The organism is Mesorhizobium sp. M1088 (assembly GCF_040318575.1).
In the GTDB taxonomy this organism is placed as follows: Bacteria; Pseudomonadota; Alphaproteobacteria; order Rhizobiales; family Rhizobiaceae; genus Mesorhizobium.
Map to the genome: position 1 here is coordinate 220,195 of NZ_JAMYMO010000003.1, position 22,870 is coordinate 243,064.

The 22,870-nt window shown below is 63.5% G+C and carries 21 protein-coding genes and 1 tRNA gene; 5 read left to right on the top strand and 17 right to left on the bottom strand.

All coding sequences use genetic code 11. The annotated features are described in order from the left end of the window. Positions 1 to 2 precede the first annotated feature (2 nt). Positions 3 to 87 (top strand) — tRNA-Leu (locus NKH49_RS05710). Between the two features lie 89 nt (positions 88 to 176). On the opposite strand, the gene NKH49_RS05715 is transcribed toward NKH49_RS05710, so the two are convergent. Then, positions 177 to 761, bottom strand: a complete 585-nt coding sequence (locus NKH49_RS05715) for a GDYXXLXY domain-containing protein (RefSeq protein WP_352925388.1) — start codon at positions 759 to 761, stop codon at positions 177 to 179. Further along, positions 758 to 1,876 (bottom strand): DUF2157 domain-containing protein, encoded by a 1,119-nt coding sequence (locus NKH49_RS05720; protein ID WP_352819156.1) that lies wholly within the window; start codon positions 1,874 to 1,876, stop codon positions 758 to 760. The genes NKH49_RS05715 and NKH49_RS05720 overlap by 4 nt, the downstream gene beginning before the upstream one ends. A gap of 221 nt (positions 1,877 to 2,097) precedes the next feature. Here NKH49_RS05720 and NKH49_RS05725 point away from each other — a divergent pair, with 221 nt between their 5' ends. The 3 genes from NKH49_RS05725 to trmFO all read left to right on the top strand — a co-directional run bounded on the left by NKH49_RS05725 (position 2,098) and on the right by trmFO (position 4,200). Beyond that, positions 2,098 to 2,238 carry a DUF1127 domain-containing protein gene (locus NKH49_RS05725; protein WP_091596947.1) on the top strand — a complete coding sequence of 47 codons (141 nt, stop codon included), beginning with the start codon at positions 2,098 to 2,100 and terminating at the stop codon, positions 2,236 to 2,238. 48 nt (positions 2,239 to 2,286) lie between these two features. Continuing rightward, positions 2,287 to 2,427, top strand: a complete 141-nt coding sequence (locus NKH49_RS05730) for a DUF1127 domain-containing protein (RefSeq protein WP_023678914.1) — start codon at positions 2,287 to 2,289, stop codon at positions 2,425 to 2,427. 363 nt (positions 2,428 to 2,790) lie between these two features. After that, positions 2,791 to 4,200, top strand: a complete 1,410-nt coding sequence (gene trmFO / locus NKH49_RS05735) for a methylenetetrahydrofolate--tRNA-(uracil(54)-C(5))-methyltransferase (FADH(2)-oxidizing) TrmFO (protein ID WP_352500862.1) — start codon at positions 2,791 to 2,793, stop codon at positions 4,198 to 4,200. Positions 4,201 to 4,226: 26 nt separating this feature from the next. Here the strand turns inward: trmFO and NKH49_RS05740 are convergent, their stop codons facing one another. Genes NKH49_RS05740 through yajC form a run of 4 tightly spaced genes read right to left on the bottom strand, consistent with a single transcriptional unit; the run spans position 4,227 to position 8,431 of the window. Further along, positions 4,227 to 5,054: a phytoene/squalene synthase family protein gene (locus NKH49_RS05740; RefSeq protein ID WP_502907843.1), complete on the bottom strand. Its 828-nt coding sequence runs from the start codon at positions 5,052 to 5,054 to the stop codon at positions 4,227 to 4,229. A gap of 25 nt (positions 5,055 to 5,079) precedes the next feature. Continuing rightward, positions 5,080 to 5,469, bottom strand: coding sequence for an Mth938-like domain-containing protein (locus tag NKH49_RS05745; protein WP_352539746.1), 390 nt, complete (start codon positions 5,467 to 5,469; stop codon positions 5,080 to 5,082). Between the two features lie 15 nt (positions 5,470 to 5,484). Next, entirely contained in the window at positions 5,485 to 8,037 is a 2,553-nt protein-coding gene (gene secDF / locus NKH49_RS05750) for a protein translocase subunit SecDF (protein ID WP_352470433.1), read from the bottom strand. Positions 8,038 to 8,089: 52 nt separating this feature from the next. After that, a complete protein-coding gene (yajC, locus tag NKH49_RS05755) occupies positions 8,090 to 8,431 on the bottom strand; it encodes a preprotein translocase subunit YajC (RefSeq protein WP_352451381.1) in 342 nt (113 codons plus the stop codon). Between the two features lie 293 nt (positions 8,432 to 8,724). Between yajC and NKH49_RS05760 the strand changes: the two genes are divergently transcribed. Continuing rightward, positions 8,725 to 9,600 (top strand): ATP-binding protein, encoded by an 876-nt coding sequence (locus NKH49_RS05760; protein WP_352539745.1) that lies wholly within the window; start codon positions 8,725 to 8,727, stop codon positions 9,598 to 9,600. A 96-nt stretch (positions 9,601 to 9,696) separates the two neighbouring features. Here NKH49_RS05760 and NKH49_RS05765 read toward each other — a convergent pair whose 3' ends face one another. The 11 genes from NKH49_RS05765 to NKH49_RS05815 all read right to left on the bottom strand — a co-directional run bounded on the left by NKH49_RS05765 (position 9,697) and on the right by NKH49_RS05815 (position 22,827). After that, a complete protein-coding gene (locus NKH49_RS05765; RefSeq protein WP_352925392.1) occupies positions 9,697 to 11,229 on the bottom strand; it encodes a peptidoglycan DD-metalloendopeptidase family protein in 1,533 nt (510 codons plus the stop codon). Between the two features lie 188 nt (positions 11,230 to 11,417). After that, on the bottom strand, positions 11,418 to 12,083 hold the full coding sequence (locus NKH49_RS05770; RefSeq protein ID WP_352500868.1) for a protein-L-isoaspartate(D-aspartate) O-methyltransferase: 666 nt from the start codon (positions 12,081 to 12,083) through the stop codon (positions 11,418 to 11,420). Then, the gene (surE, locus tag NKH49_RS05775; RefSeq protein WP_352539743.1) at positions 12,080 to 12,838 is read right to left on the bottom strand and encodes a 5'/3'-nucleotidase SurE; all 759 of its coding nucleotides are present in this window, start codon (positions 12,836 to 12,838) and stop codon (positions 12,080 to 12,082) included. Before surE ends, NKH49_RS05770 begins: the two co-directional genes overlap by 4 nt. Next, entirely contained in the window at positions 12,838 to 14,142 is a 1,305-nt protein-coding gene (gene serS / locus NKH49_RS05780) for a serine--tRNA ligase (RefSeq protein ID WP_352539742.1), read from the bottom strand. The genes surE and serS overlap by 1 nt, the downstream gene beginning before the upstream one ends. A 294-nt stretch (positions 14,143 to 14,436) precedes the next feature. Further along, positions 14,437 to 15,300 (bottom strand): twin-arginine translocase subunit TatC, encoded by an 864-nt coding sequence (tatC, locus tag NKH49_RS05785; RefSeq protein ID WP_023678927.1) that lies wholly within the window; start codon positions 15,298 to 15,300, stop codon positions 14,437 to 14,439. Continuing rightward, complete coding sequence (gene tatB, locus NKH49_RS05790) at positions 15,297 to 15,983, bottom strand: Sec-independent protein translocase protein TatB (protein WP_352470423.1); 687 nt, start codon at positions 15,981 to 15,983, stop codon at positions 15,297 to 15,299. The genes tatC and tatB overlap by 4 nt, the downstream gene beginning before the upstream one ends. Before the next feature lie 28 nt (positions 15,984 to 16,011). Further along, a complete protein-coding gene (locus NKH49_RS05795; RefSeq protein ID WP_352490594.1) occupies positions 16,012 to 16,233 on the bottom strand; it encodes a twin-arginine translocase TatA/TatE family subunit in 222 nt (73 codons plus the stop codon). Between the two features lie 178 nt (positions 16,234 to 16,411). Beyond that, on the bottom strand, positions 16,412 to 17,191 hold the full coding sequence (gene scpB / locus NKH49_RS05800) for an SMC-Scp complex subunit ScpB (RefSeq protein WP_352925395.1): 780 nt from the start codon (positions 17,189 to 17,191) through the stop codon (positions 16,412 to 16,414). Then, positions 17,188 to 17,988, bottom strand: a complete 801-nt coding sequence (locus NKH49_RS05805; RefSeq protein ID WP_023678931.1) for a segregation and condensation protein A — start codon at positions 17,986 to 17,988, stop codon at positions 17,188 to 17,190. Before NKH49_RS05805 ends, scpB begins: the two co-directional genes overlap by 4 nt. A 58-nt stretch (positions 17,989 to 18,046) precedes the next feature. Then, complete coding sequence (nagZ, locus tag NKH49_RS05810) at positions 18,047 to 19,066, bottom strand: beta-N-acetylhexosaminidase (protein WP_352831528.1); 1,020 nt, start codon at positions 19,064 to 19,066, stop codon at positions 18,047 to 18,049. Positions 19,067 to 19,182: 116 nt separating this feature from the next. Further along, positions 19,183 to 22,827, bottom strand: a complete 3,645-nt coding sequence (locus NKH49_RS05815) for an SPOR domain-containing protein (RefSeq protein ID WP_352925397.1) — start codon at positions 22,825 to 22,827, stop codon at positions 19,183 to 19,185. Between the last annotated feature and the right edge of the window lie 43 nt (positions 22,828 to 22,870).

The following is a 22,870-nucleotide window of genomic DNA, read 5'->3' on the forward strand; positions in this document are numbered from 1 at the left end:
ATGCGGATGTGGCGGAATTGGTAGACGCCCTGGATTTAGGTTCCAGTGCCGAAAGGCGTGGGGGTTCGAGTCCCTTCATCCGCACCACCCTTCGCTCTTCGAGCTTGGGGTGGCAGGCCACTCGAAGCTCCTCCGAGCCTTGGCGCAGGAGATCATTGCCAAGGCCGTAGCGCGATCTAGTAAAGCGGCTCCTCGAACAGTGTCTTGTCGCCGTCCACCAGCGCCTTGATCTGCGCCGTGCCGTTGGCCGCGATCGCCACCCGGATGCCGAACGGCCGCACACGCATGTCGTTCTGGATCGCCATCCCCTCGCCTTCCGGCAGATAGAAGCGCTCGATGCCGTACTCCGGCGCGATCGTCGTTGCTCCCTGGCTGATATTCCAGCCCTCGGAGACGTGTCCGACGATATCGGCTTCATCGGATGCTGCCGGCGCCGGCGCTTGCCCGAACCAGGCCGCGGTCGGCCCCCAATAGCCATCGGCGCCCTGCTTCAGCCTGACCACGATCGACGTTTCCTCGCTGGAAAGCTTGCCGGCCGGAATGTTGCCGATCAGTTTCACCGGTATGCGTGAAATGTCGTAGCCGAGCAGAATGTAGTCACCGCGCAAGAGATCGCGCGGATCGATCGGCTCGACCTTGAGCAGGACCTGCTTGCCATCGCGCAGGATCGCGGCGCGTCCGGCGATGATCCAGCTCAGAAAGCCGATCTGGACGAGCGCCAGGACCAGCGCCGAGATGATCAGTCTTTTGCCGGTCATCATGCCGCCGCTCCTGTCATGTTCGAGGCGTTCATGCGCCTTTCTATGCGGATGATAATGAAAGCAAGAACGGCGAGCAGCACCGCCGCCGCAAGGAAGAAGCCTGCCGTGTCGAGCATTGATTGCAGCATCACCACATAGATGATGGCGAGTTCGAAGGCGAAGCCCGCATAGGCAACCCAGCGCAGTCCCCGGCTCTCGCGGCCGCCCAGCACGATCGCCGCGATGATGCCGGCCAGCGCAACAGCCGAGGCAATGGCAAAGCCGCTATTGTAGCTGCTTTCATCCGCCAGTTCGAATTGGATCATCGCCAGTCCGGTGAGAAAGCCGATCAGCGCGTGCAAGGTCAACCTGCCGCCGAGTTGCAAAACCCTCTCGACCGGCCCGGCAGCAAAAATCGCAGCGGTAAAAAGCAGCACCGACGCGGCAACGAGCGGGATGGCGACTTGCAGCGTGTCGTATTCCATGGCCAACAGCACGAGGTAGAAAAGGACCGACAGGATGATCAGGTGGCGCGCCGCCTGGCTGCGCGTCCAGAACGAAACGGCGAACAGTATTAGCGCCATGACCACGAAGAGATGCGGAAATTCCGTGCGCCGGAAGTAGTCGAACCCTCTCAGGAACAGCCAGGCATCGGCGATGCCGACGGCAGCGACGGTCAGTGGGTTTGAGCGCAGCGCCACCGCCGCCAGCGCCGTGCCGGCCCCCCAGGTGATCAAGGCCGAGGCCTCGTCGCCCGACAAATGATACATCTGGCCGATCAGCGCGATCGAACCGCCGAATGCCGCCGCCGCGACGATCCACAGTGCTTCGCCGATCGCCGCATGGTCGCGCATCTTCAGCACCGCGCCGCCGACATAGCCGGCAAGGATAACGGCAAAAAGTGCCGCGACCCGCACCAGCCGCGGGATGACTTCCCAGTTGGCGGCGATGAAGATCAGGATAGCCGCGCCGAACAGCAGCGCCGCCATCATCGCCAGGATCGAGCCGAAACTCAGCGATTTGCGTTCGTTTGCCTCGACGTCGCGCGTTAGAGCCTCGGCTGTCGGCGCGTCGATCAGGCCGGCCTGCTGCCATCGCGCGATATCCGACCTGACCCGTGACGAATAGCTCGCCATGCCCTCCCCCTTTCCCTGGTTCTTTTAGCTCGTCCTGCCAAGCGTTTGACTTAACGGCATTTTCCGATCTGGGCGGAAAACTGGACGCGCGTTAATGCTGCATTGCACAATTTGCATTGCTGCCATGCACCAATAGCGCTTTTAAATCGATATGACCCCACCTATTTTCACGGTGCACACAAAGACGGAATGATCCGAAAGAAAGACGAAACGAGACTACCATGAACCTGATCCGCAACTATCGCAACTGGCGCCGCTATAGGGACACCGTGTCCGAGCTGAGCCGCCTGAGCACCCGTGAACTGACCGATCTCGGCATCAGCCGCAGCGACATTCACTACGTCGCCCGCAAGGCGGTCTAATCCTTCGGGCCGCAAATGGTCCGAACCAGTTTTGAAAAGAGAACGACAATGAACCTGATCCGCAACTATCGTAACTGGCGCGTGTACCGCGAGACGGTTACCGAGCTGGGTCGCCTGTCGAACCGCCAGCTCAACGATCTCGGCATCGTCCGCGACGAGATCAAGATGGTCGCTCGCAGGGCGATCTAACAACAAGAATTTCGCCAGGGTCGACCTCCTCCCCGACCCTGACGGATACGGTCAGCCTTCACCTCCTCCCGAGGGTTGACCACAAAAACGGCGCCCGCCGGACCTCCTCCCCCGGCGGGCGCTGTTTCTAAAAAGGGTTTCGCGCCCTTTCAAATGGCGAAAGGAATTTCGTCAAAGCCGACCTCCTCCCCGGCGATGACGAATACGGTCGATCTTCACCTCCTCCCGAGGATCGACCAACAAAACGACACCCGCCGGACCTCCTCCCCCGGCGGGTGTTGTTGTTTTGGGGCGGCTTCCCCCGTCAGCCATTCTCCCGCGTGGCAATTGCAATCCTTGCGCCAAGCGACTATTTCGGCGCTCATGGACAAGAACCCCATTCACGTTATCGGCGGCGGTCTCGCCGGCTCCGAAGCCGCCTGGCAGGCGGCCGAAGCCGGCGTTCCAGTTGTCCTGCATGAAATGCGTCCCGTCCGCGGTACCGACGCGCACAAGACCGACGGGCTGGCCGAGCTCGTCTGTTCCAACTCCTTCCGCTCTGACGATGCGCAAACCAATGCCGTCGGCCTGCTGCACGCCGAAATGCGGCTGGCCGGTTCGCTGATCATGAGCGCCGGCGACGCGCATCAGGTGCCGGCCGGCGGAGCGCTGGCCGTCGACCGCGACGGATTTTCCGAAGCGGTCACCAGAAAGCTCGAAGCGCACCCGCTCATCACCATTCGTCGCGAGGAAGTGCCCGGCCTGCCGTCGGCGGACTGGGACCAGGCGATCGTTGCCACCGGCCCGCTGACGGCGCCTTCGCTCGCCCAATCGATTGCGGAAGCAACCGGCGCCGACGCGCTCGCCTTTTTCGATGCCATCGCGCCGATCGTCCATTTCGACACGATCGACATGGATATCTGCTGGTTCCAGTCGCGCTACGACAAGGTCGGTCCCGGCGGCACCGGCAAGGATTACATCAACTGCCCGATGGATAAGGAGCAGTACCTTGCCTTCGTGCAGGCGCTGGTCGACGGCCAGAAGACCGAATTCAAGCAATGGGAAGGCACGCCCTATTTCGACGGCTGCCTGCCGATCGAGGTGATGGCCGAGCGCGGCGTCGAGACATTGCGCTACGGGCCGATGAAGCCGATGGGGCTGACCAATGCGCATAATCCGTCTGTAAAGGCGTATGCCGTCGTCCAGCTCCGGCAGGACAACGCGCTGGGTACGCTCTACAACATGGTCGGCTTCCAGACCAAGCTGAAGCACGCCGAGCAGGTGCGCATATTCCGCACCATCCCCGGGCTGGAACACGCCGAATTTGCCCGCCTAGGCGGCCTGCACCGCAACACCTACATCAATTCGCCGACGCTGCTCGACGCGTCGCTGCAGTTGAAGTCGCGGCCCGGCCTGCGCTTTGCCGGCCAGATCACTGGCTGCGAGGGCTACGTCGAGAGCGCCGCCATCGGCCTGCTCGCCGGGCGCTTTGCAGCCGCCGAAAGGCTTGGCCATGCGCCGTCGCTGCCGCCCTTGACCACCGCCTTCGGCGCCTTGCTCAACCACATCACCGGCGGCCATATCGTTTCAGACGATGAGCCGGGAAAGCGCTCCTTCCAGCCGATGAACGTCAATTTCGGCCTGTTCCCGCCGGTGGACGCGCCGAAGATCGAAGGCAAGCGTCTGCGTGGCAAGGACAAGACGGTCGCCAAGCGGCACGCGGTAACGTCGCGCGCGCTCGCCGCCTGCCGCGAATGGCTGGGGCTGCCTTCCCAGGCGGAAGCTGCGGAATAACGGTCGGGTTGGCTACGCGGCAGCCTTCATGCGACCGGCCAGCCCCGCGTCGCGCGCCGGAACAAGAGCCAATGCCGGCGCAGGACAGAGAGCCGCGCCACCTCCTTGACAGGCGAGCGGCGGGCGCGCTCCATTTTGTCGAGATAGGCGCCCGAAAGAGCCAGCGGCAGAAACGCCGGGCGCAGCGAAACCGGTAGAGCGGACGCCCCCTGCTCGAAGGCGGAAAGATGTTCCCGTGCCAGCGCGATTATCGCGGCAGCGGCGCGTTCCGCGCCCGGCCCGCCGTCACCTGTAACGAATTCTTGCGGCGAGGATCCCGCCGCCGCCAAAATATCGGCCGGCACAAAGCACTGTCCCCGCTCGCGATGTAGCGGCAGCAGAAGCAGCAGACCGGTCATCGCCTGCGCACAACCTGCCCTGCCGGCAAGCTCGGCAAAGCGCGGCGCTTCGACCGGATCGAGCACCATCGCCGCAAGCTGGATAAGTGCTGCGGCAGTCTCGCCGCAATAGCCTTCGAGGTCGCTGCGCGACGGCATCGGGTCGTCATAGAGATCGAAGATGCGCGCTTCGAGCATGTTCTCGAAAGCGGCCTTGGGCAGATGGTGGGCGGAAATAGTCGCCTTCAGCGCGTCCGCCACGGGATGGCCGACCTCAGCCCCATCCTCTTCGACTGCGATGACGTCGCGCCACCATTGCAGCCGCACCTCGCCCGGCAGCGCCTCGTGGATGCGGTCGCGTATGCCGGCAATTTCGGCGTTGAAGGCATAGAGCGAAAACAGCGCGTCCCGCTTGTCTTCGGGCGCGTAGAGCGCGGTCAGGTAGCGGTCATGATCAGCGGCGCGCACCGTCTCCATGACGAGTTTGGTGTTTTCGGCCACGTCAGTCGACGGCGATGAGTGCTGCGGCCACGGCGCGGTCTTCAGCCAGCAGCACATTGTAGGTCCGCACCGCCGCCCCGGTCGACATCGGATCGGCGGAAATGCCGGCATCCTTCAGCGCGGCACGCAGCGCGGCCGGCAACGGCCTCAGATCCTTGCCGCTGCCGACCAGCAGGATCTCGACCTTGTCTGCCTCGTTGAACAGCTTGGCGAAATCCGCTGCCGTCAGCGCCAGCGGATCGGCCGGCTCCCAGCCATAGATGCCCGAAGGCAGGCACAGCAGCGAGCCGCGATGCGACATGTCGGCAAAACGGAAGCCGCCGTTGCCGTAAGCCTCGATCGGTGCGCGGCCGGGGAAATGCGCCTCGCGGATGACGATGCCCTTGACCACTTTTGAGGCAAGCCGTCAGGTGGCTATGGCTTTGCCGCCGCCCACCGGCTTTTCCTCGTCCGACGCTGTGGCCTGCGGTCGCAGCTTGAACAGGATAAGCAGTGGCGCGGCGATAAAGATCGACGAATAGGTGCCGAACACGACGCCGAACAGCATGGCCATGGTGAACGAGCGGATCACCTCGCCGCCGAACAGCACCAGGGCCAGCAGCGCCAGGATCGTCGTCACCGAGGTCAGCGTCGTCCTCGACAGCGTCTCGTTGATGGCATTGTTCAGCAGTTGCGGCAGCGGCATTCGCTTGTATTTTCGCAGATCCTCGCGAACACGGTCATAGACGACAATCGTGTCGTTGAGCGAATAACCGATGATGGTAAGGATCGCCGCCAGCGACGACTGGTTGAATTCGAGGCCGGTGAGGACGAAGAAGCCGATCGTCATGACCACGTCGTGAACGGTCGCAACGATGGCGCCGACCGCGAACTGCCACTCGAAGCGGAACCAGACATAGATCAGGATGCCGAGCAGCGCGACCAGCATGGCAATGGTGCCTTGCTTGGCAAGCTCGCCCGAGACCGTCGGCCCGACCACTTCGACGCGGCGGAAATCATACTGGTCCTGCAGCTCGCCGCGCACCTTGTCGATGACGGTCTGCTCGGCATTCTCGCCGCCCTCCTGGGTACCGACGCGGATCAGAACGTCGTTCGGCTCGCCGAATTGCTGAACCTGCACCTCGCCGATATTGAGTTCCGTCAGCCTGCCGCGGATGTCGGCCAGATCGGCATTGCCGGCCTTGGACTGCACCTCGATCAGTGAGCCGCCCTTGAAATCGATGCCGTAATTGATGTCGATGGTCATGAAGCCGATGACCGACAGCACCGAAAGCACGCTGGACAGTGTGAACGTCCAGCGGCGGATGCCCATGAACGGAATTTTCGTTCCCGGCGGAATGAAGGTCACCGGCGCCCGTGGCAACTCCTTCGGACGGGCCCGGCGAAGCCAGATCGACACCAGCAGGCGGGTGAAGGTGAAGGCGGTGAAGACCGTGGTCAGGATGCCGATGGCATAGGTGACGGCAAAACCCTTCACTGGCCCGGTGCCGAGGTAGAACAGCACCACGGTGGCAATCAGCGAAGTGACGTTGGAATCGACGATGGTCGCCAGCGCCTTGCTGAAGCCGGTATCGATCGCCTGGATCACCGAGCGGCCGGCACGTCGCTCCTCGCGAATACGCTCATAGATCAGCACGTTCGAATCGACCGCCATGCCGATGGTCAGCACGATACCGGCGATACCCGGCAAGGTCAGCGTCGCGCCAAGTAGCGACAGCAGCCCGACGATCATCGCGACATGCACCGCCAGCGCGATGTTGGCGAGGAAGCCGAGGAAACCGTACGCGACGAACATGAACGCCACCACCAGGATCGAGCCGATGATGCCGGCGACCTTGCCGGCATGGATGGAGTCCTGGCCGAGGCCAGGACCAACCGTGCGCTCCTCGATCACGGTGAGGGTCGCCGGCAAGGCGCCGGCGCGCAGCAGCACGGCGAGATCGTTGGCGCTCTCGGCAGTGAAATTCCCCGATATCTGGCCGGAACCGCCAGGGATCGGTTCGTTGATCCGCGGCGCCGAAATCACCTGATTGTCGAGGATGATGGCAAACAGCTTGCCGACATTCTGCGCTGTCGCCTGGCCGAACCGCTGCGCCCCCTTGGAATCGAAGCGGAACGAAACCACCGGCTCATTGGTCTGCGAGTTGAACGTCGCCTGGGCATCGACGAGGTTTTCACCCGAAACGATGACGCGGTTCTCGATCAGATACGGAACCGGCGGATCGTCCTGCGAATACAGCACCGAGGACCCCGGCGGCGGACGGCCGTTCAGCGCATCCTGCACCGGCATCGATTGGTCGACCATCTGGAAGGTCAGCTTGGCGGTCTGGCCGAGAATTTCCTTCAGCCGTTGCGGGTCCTGCAAACCAGGCACCTGCACAAGGATGCGGTCGTCGCCTTGCCGCTGCACGATCGGCTCGGTCGTTCCCAGTTCGTTGACACGACGGCTGACAACCTCGATCGACTGGGTCAGCGCCGTCGACGTACGGTATTTGATGCCGGCATCGGTGACGGTGAATTTAAGCAGGCCGGCCTCGGAATCATCCAGGGTCATCTCCTGGATGGACCCGCCGCTGAACAGGCCGGCCGCCACCGGATTGGTCAACGGCTTCAGTGCGTTCTTGGCGGCGTCGATCTGTGCGGGATCGGTGATGCGGACCTGCACCGTGCGCCCCGACCCGGCAAGGCCGGTATAGCCGATCTTGGCATCGCGCAGCAGCGTCCTGATTTCGTCGCGCGTCGTCTCCAGCCGATCCTTGATCAGATCGTTCGGATCCATCCTGAGCAGGATGTGCGAGCCGCCCTGCAGGTCGAGGCCGAGCGTCATCTGCCGCTTCGGCACCCAACTGGGCAGTTGGGCCAACGTGCTTGCCGAGAAAAGATTGGGCGCAGCGAGGACCACTGTGGCGGCCACGGCCAGCCAGATCAGGATCATCTTGAAGCGCGAAAAATAGAGCATTGGTTATCGTCCGTTCAGGCGTACAAGCGGCTGCGTTCCGCCTTCAATTCGGTTATTTCTTGGCGTTCTGGTTTGCCACCGGCTCGCCCTTGACGCGTACGTCGGCGATCGTCGAGCGCAGCGCCGTCACCTTGGTGCCGCCGCCAAGGTCGATCTCCAGCTCGTTATCGTCGATCACCTTGGTCACCTTGCCGACCAAGCCGCCGCCGGTGACAACGGTATCGCCGCGACGAACCGCCGCCAGCATCTCGCCGCGCTTCTTTAGCTGCGTACGCTGCGGCCGGATGATCAGAAAATACATGATCACGAAAATCAGAGCAAACGGCACGATCTGGATAAACATTGCGGACGAGTCCCCGCCGATGCCTTGGGCGTATGCCGGTGTCACGAACATCGAGGTACTCCTGAATTTTAAAAACAGCCGCCTTAACCGTTCTGGGAATTTGACGGCCCCGCCAAATTTGGCCGGAATATAGTCGGTAACGTTGCCAATGCAACTGCGCCGCCGGGCAAATCGGCTGCTTTTCCGGCCTGGTGAGCCGTGTTAGAGGGTGATCCCGAAAAGCGACGCTCGGTTTCCGCAAAAGATCATGCCCGAACAAATGCTTGGGACGAGTTTCGAAACCGCTGAAATCAGGTAGATTGGCCTGCCGCACCATCCCGAAAGCGAAACAAAAAAGACAAGAGATGACCGACAGCACCATCGATACCCTGAGCCAGAAGCTCGACCGCCTGATCGAGGCGGTCGCTCGCCTCGCCCCGCCGCCGGTGCCGCAAACCGACCTGGGCGAGGCCGATTGCTTCGTCTGGCAGGCCGATCCCGGCTATCTGGAGCCGGTGCTCAAGGTCAACCGCGTCGACATCGGCCTGATCCGCGGGGTCGACCGCGTCCGCGACATATTGGTCGACAACACCGAGCGCTTCGCGTCAGGCTATGCCGCCAACAACGTGCTGTTGTGGGGCGCGCGCGGCATGGGCAAATCGTCGCTGGTCAAGGCGGTGCACGCCGCGGTCAACGCTTCGGCCAAGCTCGACCTGCCGCTCAAGCTTATCGAGATCCATCGCGAAGACATCGACACGCTGCCGAAGCTGATGGGCCTGCTGAAGGCAGCACCCTTCCGCTTCATCCTGTTCTGCGACGACCTGTCATTCGACCATGACGACACGTCCTATAAATCGCTGAAGGCAGCGCTTGAGGGCGGCGTCGAGGGCCGCCCGGCCAACGTCATCTTCTACGCCACCTCGAACCGGCGGCATCTGTTGCCGCGCGACATGATCGACAATGAGCGCTCGACGGCGATCAATCCGTCCGAAGCGGTCGAGGAAAAGGTTTCGCTGTCGGACCGTTTCGGCCTGTGGCTTGGCTTCCACAAATGTTCGCAGGACGAATATCTCGATATGATCGACGGCTATGTCCGCCATCACGATCTCGCCATCGATCCCGAGATGCTGCGCGCCGAGGCGCTGGAATGGGCGACGACGCGCGGCAGCCGTTCGGGCCGCGTCGCCTGGCAGTTCACCCAGGATCTGGCAGGCCGGCTCGGCAAGCCGCTCAAGGATTAGCCGCTCAAGGACTAACAACAGAAGAAGCCCGCACCTTGCGGAGCGGACTTCCTCGGCGGGCTGAAGGTCAGGTGGCCCGCAAATCGCTTTCGTCTTCTATTCGAGATAGGTCGAAGGATCGACCGGCGCCGAGTTCTTGCGCACTTCGAAATGCAGTTTCGGCGAGTCGGTGGTGCCGCTCATGCCGGACAGGGCGATTTCCTGGCCGCGCTTGACCTTCTGGCCGCGCTGCACCTCGATCGAGCTGGTGTGGCCGTAGACGGTGACCAGACCGTTTTCGTGCCGTACCAGCACCGTGTTGCCGAATTCCTTGAGGCCGTCACCGGCATAGATGACGACGCCGTTTTCAGCTGCCTTGACCGGCGTCCCCTCGGGCACGGCAATGTCGACGCCGTCCTTGCCGCCGCCGAAGCTTGAGATCACACGGCCGCGCACCGGCCAGCGCATCTTGCCGATGCCCGTTGCGTCCGGCGCCACCGCATCGTCGTCCTCGGCCTGCTGGATGACTTTCGCGTCCTTCTTTGGCGGCGTGTAGGAGGCGAGCGTCTGCGTCGGCGTGGCCTTGGCAGGCGGCTGGGTGGTGGCCGTCGTCACCGGATCGACCTTTGCCGGCTTCGCACCGGCGACAACAGCGGTTCCGCCTGCCGGCACTTTCAGGGTCTGGCCGATCTTGAGCAGTCCATCCTGCATGCCGTTCGCCTGCTTCAACGCGACGACGTCGACGCCGGTCTTTCTGGCGATGGCCGACAGCGTATCGCCTTGCTGAACCGTGTAGGTGCCGCCGGCACCGGCTGGCTTGGCCGTCGCCGAAGCCACTTTGGGCGCGGCCTTTCCATCCTTCGGCTGGCTCGCGGCAGCCGAGGCGTCCACCTGCGCGGCAGACTTGCCTTCCCTGAGCTTCGGTTGCTGCGGCAGCACGGCCACCTTCTCCGGCGCGTCGGCCGGCTGGTCGTGCCTGGTGCCGTTCGCGGGCTTGGCGTCGGCGACTTTCGGCGTGGCGCCGTTGCTCGAATACGCATAGGCCGGGATGACGAGCTTCTGGCCGGTCTTCAGCCCCTTGGTCGCGCTCAGCCCGTTGACTTTCATGATGGCATCGGCCGGCACGCCGTAGCGACGAGACAGGCCGGAAATGGTCTCGCCGTCCTTGACGACGATCTCGGTTGCATGCGGTGCGCCGGCGGCCGTCGCCATGCGCGGCGCGTCGGGCTCGGCGTTCTTGAACGGCCTTGCCGCCGGAGCGACGGTGCCGGTTGCCGTCCTGTCGACACGAGGAGCGGCAGGTGCCATCGCCGGCGCGGCAGCGGTACGCACCGGACGGGCGGCGGGTGCCAGGGCGGGAGCCGGCGGTGGCAACTGCTGCGCCGTAACCGGTTCGAGGCTTGAGCGGCTGACCGACTGGGTGTGGCTGCCGTCGACCGGCGCGGCCGCAACATCGCCCGGATAGGGCTGGGCAGCATCCTGCTTGTCGATGATGGCGCGCTGGTTGTTGGTCGAGGCGGTGAACACGTCATCGACGCTGTTGAACCGCGCCACCTGGGAACTACACCCCGTCGCAGCGCCTGCGATCATGAGGACGGCGCAGCCACGCGCCAGATTGCGTCCGTTTGCCTTCAAAACACTGAATTGCATCGCACTAACCCGCACAGACCCGGTACAACTGAGTGTGATTAAAGCGCGTTAATGTTACCGGTCGGTTAAACCTGTAGAATCAGACGCAAATTTTCTTAAAATATTCGAGGAGGCTCTCAACTTCGTCGTCCTAGGATGACGAAACGACAGGCTTCGGCTGATCCCCAAGCGGAGCGATGTACCCGGAATCAGATCACCGCGGCGACACCGTGCAGGATCGGCTGCAGGCGCACCAGGCCGATATCCTCGCGTTCGAAGCGGCTGCCGACCTTGGTCAGCTTGGCCAGCACCTGCTCGCCTTCGTCGGGTCCGATCGGCGCGATGACGATGCCGCCGCTCGACAATTGGTCGAGCAGAAAGCGCGGCAGGCTGTCGAAGGCCGCCCAGGCTACGATGCGGTCGAACGGCGCTTCGTTGGCCAGCCCGTTGGAACCGTCCGCCTGGCGCACGATGACATTGCCGATGGCGAGCGCCTCGAGCCGCTGCCGGGCCTGTTCGGCCAGCGTCTTGTAACGGTCGATGGTGACGATCCGCGCGGCAAGCCGCGACATCACCGCCGCCGTGTAGCCGGATCCGGTGCCGATCTCGAGCACCCGGTTGCCCGGCTCGATGGCAAGTGCCGCGATCACCGCCGCCTGCAGGTCGGCGCCTTCGATGGCCTCGCCGCATTCGATCGGCAGCATACGGTCCGACCAGGCTATCGAGTGGAAATGCGGAGACAGAAAGCCGCGCCGCGGCGTCGCCTCGAAGGCGGCGATAAGCGCCTTCGGCACCGTCCCCCTGCCGCGCAGGCGAAGCAGGAAGGCAGCGAAACCTTCGCGCTCGTCGACCGTTGCAGCGTGGTTCAAGTTCATGCGAGCGCCTTGGCCAGTTGATCGCGGATTTCATGCGCGGTGAGATCGAGCTGCAGCGGCGTCACCGACACCAGCCGATTGCGCAAGGCATTGAGGTCGGTGCCTTGCTTGCCCTCGACTGGCTCGCGGCCGAAGCGCAGCCAGTAGTAAGGCAGGCCGCGCCCGTCGCGCCGCTCGTCGACCCACAGGCTGTGGACCAGCTTGCCCTGCGAAGTGACTACAGTTCCGGCGATCTCTTCCGGCGCACAGTTCGGAAAATTGACGTTGAGCAGCACGCCGTCCGGCAACGGCATGGCGACGAGCTTTTCGAGCAGGGCCGGCGCCAGCGCTTCGGTGGTCTCGTAGGGAACGACGCGGTCCTCGCCGACATAGGAATAGGCCTGGCTGATGGCGATCGATCGCACGCCGAGCAGCGCGCCTTCCATGGCGCCGGCGACCGTGCCCGAATAGGTGACGTCGTCGGCGATGTTGGCGCCGGAATTGACGCCGGACAGGATCAGGTCAGGCGCTGCGGGCAGGATCTTCTTCACGCCCATGATGACACAGTCGGTCGGCGTTCCGCGCACCGCAAAGTGCTTTTCGCCGATTTTCCTGAGCCGCAGCGGCTCCGAGATCGACAGCGAATGCGCATAGCCGGACTGATCCTGTTCCGGTGCCACCACCCAGACGTCGTCCGACAGCGTGCGCGCGATGCGTTCGAGTGATGCAAGGCCCTCGGCATGGATGCCGTCGTCGTTGGTCAGAAGGATGCGCATTATTTCGATTCGATCTTTTCCAGACCGCCCATGTAAGGCCGAAGCGCTTCAGGAATGGTTACGCTGCCGTCCTCGTTCTGATAATTTTCGATGACGGCAATGAGCGCACGGCCGACGGCGGTGCCCGAACCGTTCAGCGTGTGGACGAAGCGGTTGCCCTTGCCGTCCTTGTCCTTGTAGCGGGCGTCCATGCGCCGCGCCTGGAAATCGCCGCATACCGAGCACGACGATATCTCGCGATAGGCATTCTGGCCGGGCAGCCAGACCTCGATGTCGTAGGTCTTGCGCGCGCCAAAGCCCATGTCGCCGGTGCACAGCGTCATGGTGCGGAACGGCAGGCCGAGCCGCTTCAGCACCTCCTCGGCGCATTCGGTCATGCGCTCATGCTCGGCAACCGAAGTCTCCTGGTCGGTGATCGACACCAGCTCGACCTTGTAGAACTGGTGCTGGCGCAGCATGCCGCGCGTGTCGCGCCCGGCCGAGCCCGCCTCGGAGCGGAAGCACGGCGTCAGCGCCGTATAGCGCAGCGGCAGTTGTTCGTGCGGCGTGATCTCGTCGCGAACGAGATTGGTGAGCGGCACTTCGGCGGTTGGGATTAGGCCAAGCCTGCCGTCCCCGTGCCGAACGAAGAACAAATCCTCCTCGAATTTCGGCAGTTGCCCGGTCCCGAAAAGCACCTCGTCGCGCACCATCAACGGCGGCTGGATCTCTACATAGCCGTGCTCGGTGGTGTGCAGATCCAGCATGAACTGGCCGAGCGCGCGTTCCATCCGCGCCAGGCCGCTTTTGAGCACGATGAAGCGCGAGCCGGAAAGCCGTGCTGCCCGCTCGAAATCCATCATGCCGAGCGCTTCGCCGATCTCGAAATGCTCCTTCACCCAATTCGGCCGCGTCGGCACCTCGCCGACGACGCGTTTGACGACGTTGTCGTGCTCGTCCTTGCCGACCGGCACATCGTCGAACGGCACGTTTGGCAGCACTGCCAACGCATCGTTCAGCGCCTTGTCGAGCTCGCGCTCGCGCGCCTCGCCATTCTGGATGAAGGCCTTGATCTCGCCGACCTCGGCCTTCAGCCTTTCGGCAAGAGCTGCATCGCCCGAGCGCATGGCATTGCCGATCTCCTTCGATGCGGCGTTGCGGCGTTCCTGCCTGGTCTGCAGCTCGGTCAGATGCTCGCGCCGCGCCTCATCCGCGGCGATCAGGTCGTCGACCGTGGACTGCGCATCCCCGGCCGACCACGAGCGCTTCTGGAGCGCTTCGACAAGGGCCCTCGGGTTGTCGCGAATCCATTTGATGTCAAGCATGGTCTGTTCGTCCTCGGCACGGCGGTTTCGGGGCAAGGAAATGCCCAAAACAAAGACCAGAGGGCGTAAACCGCATCGATACAAGACGTCAAGGCAGAGTTCCTTCGCGCCGACCTCAGGTAGGCAGCACGCGCAACGTTCGATCGAAAGAACCCTGGAAACAAAAACCCGCCTCGAGAGGCGGGTTTTTGGAGCCAATTGGCACCATACTTAAATTAGTAGCATTGCTGCCGGCACAAAGCAAGAACAAAGTTGCTATGGCCGGCAAAAAAATGCTGCCCGCTTCAACCGAACCTATGTCGAAGACGCGTCCGCCGGCTTTTCGGCCACCTCTTCGGTGGCGTCCTGCTTTTCGCGGGCCACACGGTCGCGCTCCTTGCTGCGTTCGATCAGCCGGGCCGACCAGATCGAGACCTCGTAGAGCAGGATCGTCGGAATGGCGAGGCCGATCTGGCTCATCGGGTCGGGCGGCGTCAGCACCGCCGCCACCACAAAGGCGATGACGATCGCCCATTTGCGCTTCTCGGCCAGGGCCGTTGACGACAGCATGCCGACCCGCGTCATCAGGCTTGTCACCACCGGCAGCTGGAACACCAGGCCGAAGGAGAAGATCAGCGTCATGATCAGGCTGAGGTATTCGGACACTTTCGGCAGCAGCGAAATCTGCACCTGGTCGTTGGTGCCGGTCTGCTGCATGGCGAGGAAGAACCACATCACCATCGGCGTGAAGAAGAAATAGACCAGCGATGCGCCCATCAGGAACAGGATCGGCGAGGCGATCAGGAACGGCAGGAAGGCGTTGCGCTCGTTTTTGTAGAGGCCGGGCGCGATGAATTTGTAGATCTGCGTGGCGATCAGCGGAAAGGCGATGACCATGCCGCCGAACATGGCGAGCTTGACCTGGGTAAAGAAGAACTCCTGTGGCGCCGTATAGATCAGCTCGACCTTGTGCGGGTCGAGCCCGGCCCATTGGGTCGCCCATCTGAACGGAATGACCAGAAGGTTGAACAGCCGCTTGGCGAAAAAGAAGCAGACCAGGAAGGCAACAAAAAAACCGCCGATCGACCAGATCAGCCGCCGGCGCAACTCGATCAGGTGCTCCATCAGCGGAGCCGACGATTTTTCTATCTCGTCCTTTTCCTTGTCCGAAACGCTCACTTGGCGGCTCCCGCCGTTTTCCTGGCGGCCGGCTTCTTCGTTGCTGACGCCGGCTTCTTCGCTGCTGACGACTGCGCTTTTTGCTCAGCTTTTGCGGCAGCCTTTGGCGCAGCAGTCTTTGCCGGCTTGGCCGGGACGGCGGCCGCGGCTTTCGCGGGCGCTGGCTTCTTCTTTGCCGCAGGTGCTTTTTTCGGCACGGCCGCTGCAGCCGTTTGCGCCTGCACTGCCGGCGCTACGACGGACTCGTCCGTCATCGCCGGAAAGATCGGCGTGGCCGGCGTCGGCTCCGGCGGGCTGACGCCCGGCATCGTCGTTGCGCCGTTCTTAAGCGGCTCGGCCGCCTGCTCCGTCGAAGCGGCGGCATCGACGGCCGGCTTGGGTTTCATCACGGCATCGACGCCGGAACGGACGTCGGCGGCGGCCTGCTCGAATGGATTGAGCTGCTTCCTGATCTCGGCTGCCGGATTGAGGCTTCTCAGCGAATCGACCGACTTCTTGACGTCGTCGAGCTCGGCTTCCTTCAACGCATCGTTGAACTGCCGCTGGAAATCGGACGCCATGGCGCGCAGCTTCGCCGTTGTGCGGCCGAAGGTGCGCAGCATGTTGGGCAAATCCTTGGGCCCGACGACCACGATCATGACGATCGCGATCACCAGCATCTCGGTCCAGCCGACTTCGAACATGGCTATACGTTCCGACTAAAGTTTGGGCTCAGCTTTTGCTGGCCTTTTCCTTCGGTACCGAAACGGTTTCGTCGGCACGGTGTTCAACGGTACGCTTGTCCTCGGCAGTCTCGTCGTCCGCCATGCCCTTCTTGAAGCTCTTGATGCCCTTGGCCATGTCGCCCATCAACTCGGGAATCTTGCCGCGGCCGAACACCAGCAGCACGATCACCAGAACGATCATCCAGTGCCAAATCGAAAATGAACCCATAGCAAATCTCTCTCGAACGGTTTCCCAGACGCTGATCTATGCGCTTTCGGGTTCGGATTCAAACAGAACTACGACAGAGTTCATGAATGAGTCGCCGAAGTCACGCACTTTCGGCACGGTGGCCCGCTACCAATCGGCGCAGTTCCATCCTGCCTGTGGCTTTAAGATGGCGCTCGGCTCAATCTTCCGTGACGCGCGGCGTCAAAAGGCCGAGTTCTTCGAGGTCGATGTCGGTCAGCGGATCCTCGTCGTCGGTGAGCGCATCGGGGTCGGCCGGCGGCAGCGGCACCGAGAAATTCGACGGCATGCGGCCGGACAGCAGCCCGGCACCCTTCAATTCCTCCATGCCGGGGAGATCGCGTATCTCCTCCAGTGCGAAATGGTCGAGGAAAATGTCGGTCGTGCCGTAGGTGACGGGACGGCCCGGCGTGCGGCGCCGGCCGCGCATCCTCACCCATTCGGTCTCCATCAGCGTGTCGAGCGTCCCCTTTGACGTCTCGACGCCGCGGATGTCCTCGATCTCGGCGCGCGTTACCGGCTGGTGGTAGGCGATGATCGCCAGCACTTCGAGGGCAGCGCGGGACAGTTTGCGCTGCTGCACCGTGTCACGGCTCATCAGGAAGGCGAGGTCGCCGGCGGTGCGAAACGCCCAGGCATCGCCGACGCGCACCAGATTGACGCCGCGCCGCGCATAGATCTGCTGCAGTTCGGCCATTGCCGCGGCAATGTTGATGCCGTCGGGCAGTCGCGAAGTGAGCAGTTTTTCGCTGACCGGCTCGGAGCTGGCGAATACGATCGCCTCGGCCATCCTTACGGCCTCCGCCATATGCAGCCGCTCGCCAGGATTCCGCGACAAATTCTGCCCCTGATTTTGTGCCGGGTTTTCGGCGACCGCGCCTTGCTCGGCGTCGTCGTCGACGTTGAACGGAATGACCGAAGCGTTGGCGCGTTCGTTCATGGTGTTACCTCGACTATCTTGATGGCCTGGGCGCGGCCGCGCAGATAAAGCGGCGCGAACACCTGGTCCTGCCGCATTTCCATCTTGCCTTCGCGCACCAGTTCCAGCGTCGCCGCAAACGAGCTGGCAACCGCGGTGCGCCGCTCTTCCGGGCCGGCCAGATATTCGACCAGGAAACTGTCGAGCGCCGTCCAGTCGCGCAGCGACCCGATCAGCCTGGTCAGCACGTCGCGCGCATCCTTGAGCGACCACACGCCGCGCCTGGCGATCGTCACATTGGTTATCGCCTGCTTCTGGCGCTGCTGGGCATAGGCGGTCAACAGGTCGTAGAGCGAGGCCGAATAAGCATTGCGCTTCTCGACGATGACCATTTCCGGCATGCCGCGTGCAAACACGTCGCGTCCGAGCCGGTTGCGGTTGACCAGCCGTGCCGCCGCGTCGCGCATCGCCTCCAGCCGCTTCAGCCGGAACTGCAGCACCGCCGCCAGTTCCTCGCCGCTTTCGCCTTCGTCGCCGGGCTGCTTGGGGATCAGGAGCTTCGACTTGAGAAACGCCAGCCATGCCGCCATCACCAGGTAGTCGGCGGCAAGCTCCAGTCTCAGAGCCCTCACCTTCTCGACGAAGGCCAGATACTGTTCGGCCAGCGCCAGGATCGAGATGCGCGACAGGTCGACCTTCTGATTGCGGGCAAGATGCAGCAGAAGATCGAGAGGACCTTCGAAGCCGGCCACATCGACGACCAACGCCGGATCGCCGGTCAGCCGGGAATCGTCGTTCTCGGCCCACAAGCGGTCCATCGGTGCGGCCTTGCCGGCCTTCAGGTCCAATGTCTCCGCCACTTCGCTTCCTTTGATGCTAGGCCACGGCGTCGAAATAACTGGCAAATTCGGCCCGAATCTCGGTCTCGTCCGCCACGTCGCGGTTCCTGATATAGGTCAGCGCCCGCTCCGCGCGCTCAAACGACTTGCCTTCCAGCCCGGTCGTGCGCGATGCAATGCCGGCCATCTCCTCGAACACGCCGTTGCAGTGAAGGACCAGATCGCAGCCCGCCGCAAGGATCGCCGCCGCCTTTGACGGGAAATCCCCAGAAAGTGCCTTCATCGAGGTGTCGTCGCTCATCAACAGGCCGTCGAAGCCGATTTCGCCGCGGATGATCTCTTCGATGACCTTGCCGGACGTGGTGGCCGGGTTCTTGGGGTCGATCGCGCTATAGACGACATGCGCCGTCATCGCCATCGGCAAATGGTTGAGCTCCCTGAACGGGGCAAAATCATGCCGCTGCAAATCGCCGATCGAGGCGTCGACGGTCGGCAGTTCGAAATGCGTATCGGCGAAGGCCCTTCCATGACCGGGAATATGCTTCATCACCGGCAGCACGCCGCCCGCCATCAGGCCTTCCGCCGCGGCGCGACCCAATTCGATGACGGCGCGCGGCTCCTTGCCATAGGCGCGCGCGCCGATGACGTCGCTGGCGCCCTCGATCGGCACATCGAGCACCGGCAGGCAATCCGCCGTGATGCCGTAGCGCAGCAGGTCGAAGGCATGCAGCCGCGCCATCAGCCAGGCGGCACGGGTGCCGGCGTCATGGTCGTCGCGCCACAAGGCGCCGAGTGCACCGGCAGCCGGATAGTTCGGCGCCAGCGGCGGCCGCAGGCGCTGCACGCGGCCGCCCTCCTGGTCGATGAATACCGGCGCGTCCGCACGCTCGACGCAGTCGCGCATGGCGGCGACCAGATCGCGGATCTGCTCGGTCTCGCCGATATTGCGCGCAAACAGGATGAAGCCCCACGGGCATTCGTTGCGATAGAAACGGATCTCGTTGCGGGTCAGTGATTTCCCGGCGCAGCCGAGGATCATGGATTTTGATTCGGTCATGCGGAACAGTTTAGAGCTTCGCGCCGACAAAGGGAATCGCCCGTAATTGCCTTCAGAGGTTTCCGTTCACGCAAAAAAGCCGGCGCGGACGCCGGCTTTTCGAGGGGCCTTGATGCCTAGTGGGACACGAAGCAATTGCCGCCGGCAGCCTTGTAGCTGGTGCACAGTTTGATCGCCTCGTTGCGAGACTGCGCCGGAACGCGGACGCGGTAGAAGGTGCCCTTGCCGGCAATCTCGGCCTTGACGATGTTGGCGGTGCGGCCGGAAAGCACGCTGCCGTAGCGGCGCTGCAGATCCTGGTAAGTCGCCTGGGCGCTTTCGACTGTCGGCTGCGAAGCGATCTGTATCGACCACGAACCAGCCCCGGCCGCGGCCGGATCGATGGAAGCGACCTGATCGGGCTTGACCTCGCCGACCACGTCGACCGGCTGGTCGGACGGACGCTGCGGCGCCACCGGAACCGTGGCCGGGGTGCTGGCGGACTGCTTGCTGGCTGACGGCTTGGCTTCAGCCTTTGTGTCGGGCTTGGGCGCCGGCTGCAGCTTGGAGGTTTCGGCCTGATCGCCACTCGGCTGGTCGCCAATCTTCGGATCACTTGTGATTTGGTCGATCAGGGGCACGGTGCCGGTCTGCGCGGCGGCGTCGGCCTGGGCCGACGGAGCGACGTGCTGCGGCGCCGGATCGGCCGGCTCGGCAGCAGCCATCTGCGGGGCGGCAGGCGCCGGATCCTCGCGCGCCACCAGCGAACCGTCAGGTTTCACGACCATGGTCCGTACCTTGCGCGGCGCAACGGCGACGATCTCGGGGGTTGCACCCTTCTCGGCCTCCTGCAGAACCTGCGCGATGCGATCCTCGGACTTGGGCGCCGGTGCGGCGGCGGTTTCGGCAGCGCCAGCCGCACTGGCGCCAAGCGTGCTGGAGTCAGACGCGCTGGTGCCGGGCGCATTGGTGCCAGCCCCGTCGGTGTCGGACGCCGCGGTGCCGGGCGCGTCGATATCGTCCGCGGCATCGGGGTCATTGGGCGAAAGATCGACGACGCGGCTCTCCGGTTCGTTGGCCTTCAGGTCCACAGGCTCTTCGGTGTTGGTGACCAGCTTCTGCTGAACCGGCTCGGCGGGCTTGGTGCCCTTGACCACAGCGTCATAAACCTTGTTGTCCTGGTTCGGCACGACGGTGCCGCCTGGATTTTCCGGCTTGATCTTGATCGGCCTGTTGTCGGCCTTGACGATAACCGGCGCATCGCCGCCGCTCTTGCCGCCGAGGGTCAACGCAAAGGCGCCAAGGCCTCCGGCGATCGCCACGGCGCCGACCACCGCACCTATCAGCAGCCCGCGCCTGCGCGGCTGCCTTTCGGCCCCGCGTTCGGCAAGGCCCGGAACCGACATCTCCTCGTCCAGTTCGGGATCGTAGTCGAGCTCATCGAAGGTGAAATCGTCGGCCTGCGAAACCGGCTGGCCACCGGGCAATGGGCCCAGATCGAAACCGTCCGCTGCATCGGCATAGGAAGCAGCCGCCGCGCTGACGGGGGCTTCCGCAGGCTTGGCGCCATAGGCGCGCGTCTCGCTACGATCTTGCTTGTAGCCAGACGCGAAGCCGGCATCGTATTCATCGTCATAGCCAGCACTGCGCACCGGGGCAGGCGCTATATCCGTTGCATTCATTTCGGTGAGAAGGCTGGCAAAATCGGCATCGAGATCGTCGTAGGCGGGCGCCACCGGCTCGTCATCGTCGAAGTTGAGCTCCGGAATGTCGAGATCGTCCGCCAGCGCCACGACGCGCTCGGGCACGTCGACCGTCTCGACATCGGGCATCTCGTCATAGGCGGAAGGCTGTTGACGCGAAGTTGGTGCAGCTTCCGTGTAGGCGGGCCGATCTTCATAGGACGGCCTCTCTTCACGGGATGCCTGGCTTTCATAGGACGGCCTCTCTTCGACCGGTGCGGCCCGATAGGACGGCGTTGCAGCCGGCTGCGGCGGTGGTGCCGAACGCGCCGAAGCCATCGGCTGGCTTGCAAAAGCGGGCTGAGGCTGTGCGACCGGTGTCACGCGGCTCCACGAGCGGGCCGGCTCGGGCGGCGTGGCGCGTGTCGTCAGCCAGTTCAGCGCATCGAGCGGGTCTTCTTCGGCAGCAGCTGCCGCACTCTTGTCGGCCGAGTCGTGATCCAGGCCGATATTCCTGGCGAAGTCGGCATCGAGCGCATCGCTGTCGAGATCATCCGCGGGTCCGGCAGCGGCTTCAACACCGAAATCCTCGCCTTCAAGCTCATCGAGGAGGACACTGCCAAGATCGGCGTCATCGGCGGCACTGGACTGCTGCGGCTCAGCGGGCTCGTGCTCGTCGAGTTCCCAATCCAGCTCGTCGACAGCATGCACCGGTTCGTTGGCGACGTCTTTGACCGCCGCCATTGGCTGTTCGGCGGCCACTGCTGGCTTCTGAACTACCGGCGCGATGGGCTGCTGAACAGCCATCACGGGCTTCTGGGCAGTCTGCGGGCTTGTCTGAGGTTCGTTGACCGCTTGTGCAGGCCGTGTGCTCATCGCACCGAGCAGCGCGTTCAGTTCGTCTTCCAGGCTGCGTTCCTCAGCCACTGGGGCCGTCGGGACGACAGCGGCCGGCGCCGCTGGTTCGGCCGCAACCTGCGCCACGGGCTCTTCAGCTTCCTCGGCAGGCGCATCGTCGAAGCTCAGATCGAAATCGTCGTCGAACGCCGCTTCAGCGGCCGTGCCGGAAAGCCGGGCCGCCTCTGGCTCTTCGATCGACTGCTCTTCGATAAACTCTGGTTCTTCGATTTCGGCAGGCTCGTTCGGACGAACGTCGAAGTCCATGTCGACATCGGCCATGGCATCATCGAAATGGCCGGCAAGATCCTCATCGGCCGAAACCGCCTCAACCGGCGATGCCGGGGCGGCGACGTTTTCCGCCGGCTCATGCTCGTGGAGCATCAGCTCGTCTTCGAGCGAACTTGCCACGGCGCTGTCGAACTCATCGTCGAACGCAGGCGCGGCCGCTTGCGCGGCGGTTTCAACGGCGACGGTCTGCTCCATCGGCTCATGCTCTTCGAGCATCATCTCGTCTTCGAGCGAACTTGCCACGGCATTGTCGAACTCATCGTCGAAGGCGGGCTCGTCGACCGGCTCGATCGCCTCGGCTGCGGCCCTGGGTTCATCCTCACCGGTCACCGCGATCTTGGCCGTCACATCGTCGTCGTGCCGAAAATCCTGGTCGAGCGAGGCGGCAAGTTCGTCGTCACTCGAAAGGTCGTCCTCGAACGGCGACACGTCTTCGAGCGAGCCGGCGACGGCGTTATCGAAATCGTCGTCGAGCTTCGGCTCGACGGCGGGAGCGAACGCCCTTTCGGGGGCGGAGGCAATTTCGTCGGCGGCAACAGAAGTGGCTGCAACAGGAGCAGCATCATCCGCCGCACTGTCGTCGAACGCGAAATCCTGTTCGAACGAGGCAGCAAGCGCGTCCTCCATTTCGTCGGCGGCGGCCGGTTCGGGTGTCGGCTCGCGAAGCTTGGCAGGGGAAGCATTGTCATTGGCGTCGGCGCCGAATTCGCCCATCAACTCCTTCTCGAGATCGATCTCGAAATCGCCCTCGTCCACCGACGGTTCGGCGGCAGCGGTTTTCGGCTGGGCCGGCGTTTGCGGTTTGACCGGCTGGCGCGGGTCGAACCCCATGATCCTGGTCAGTTCCGCGAACGGATCATCGTTGGCGATGTCGTTGTGGTCGGCTGCTCTCAGCTGGGTTCTGTCTGCCATTATTGTTCCCGAACTCGCACTCATTCGGACGCCATGGACGTCG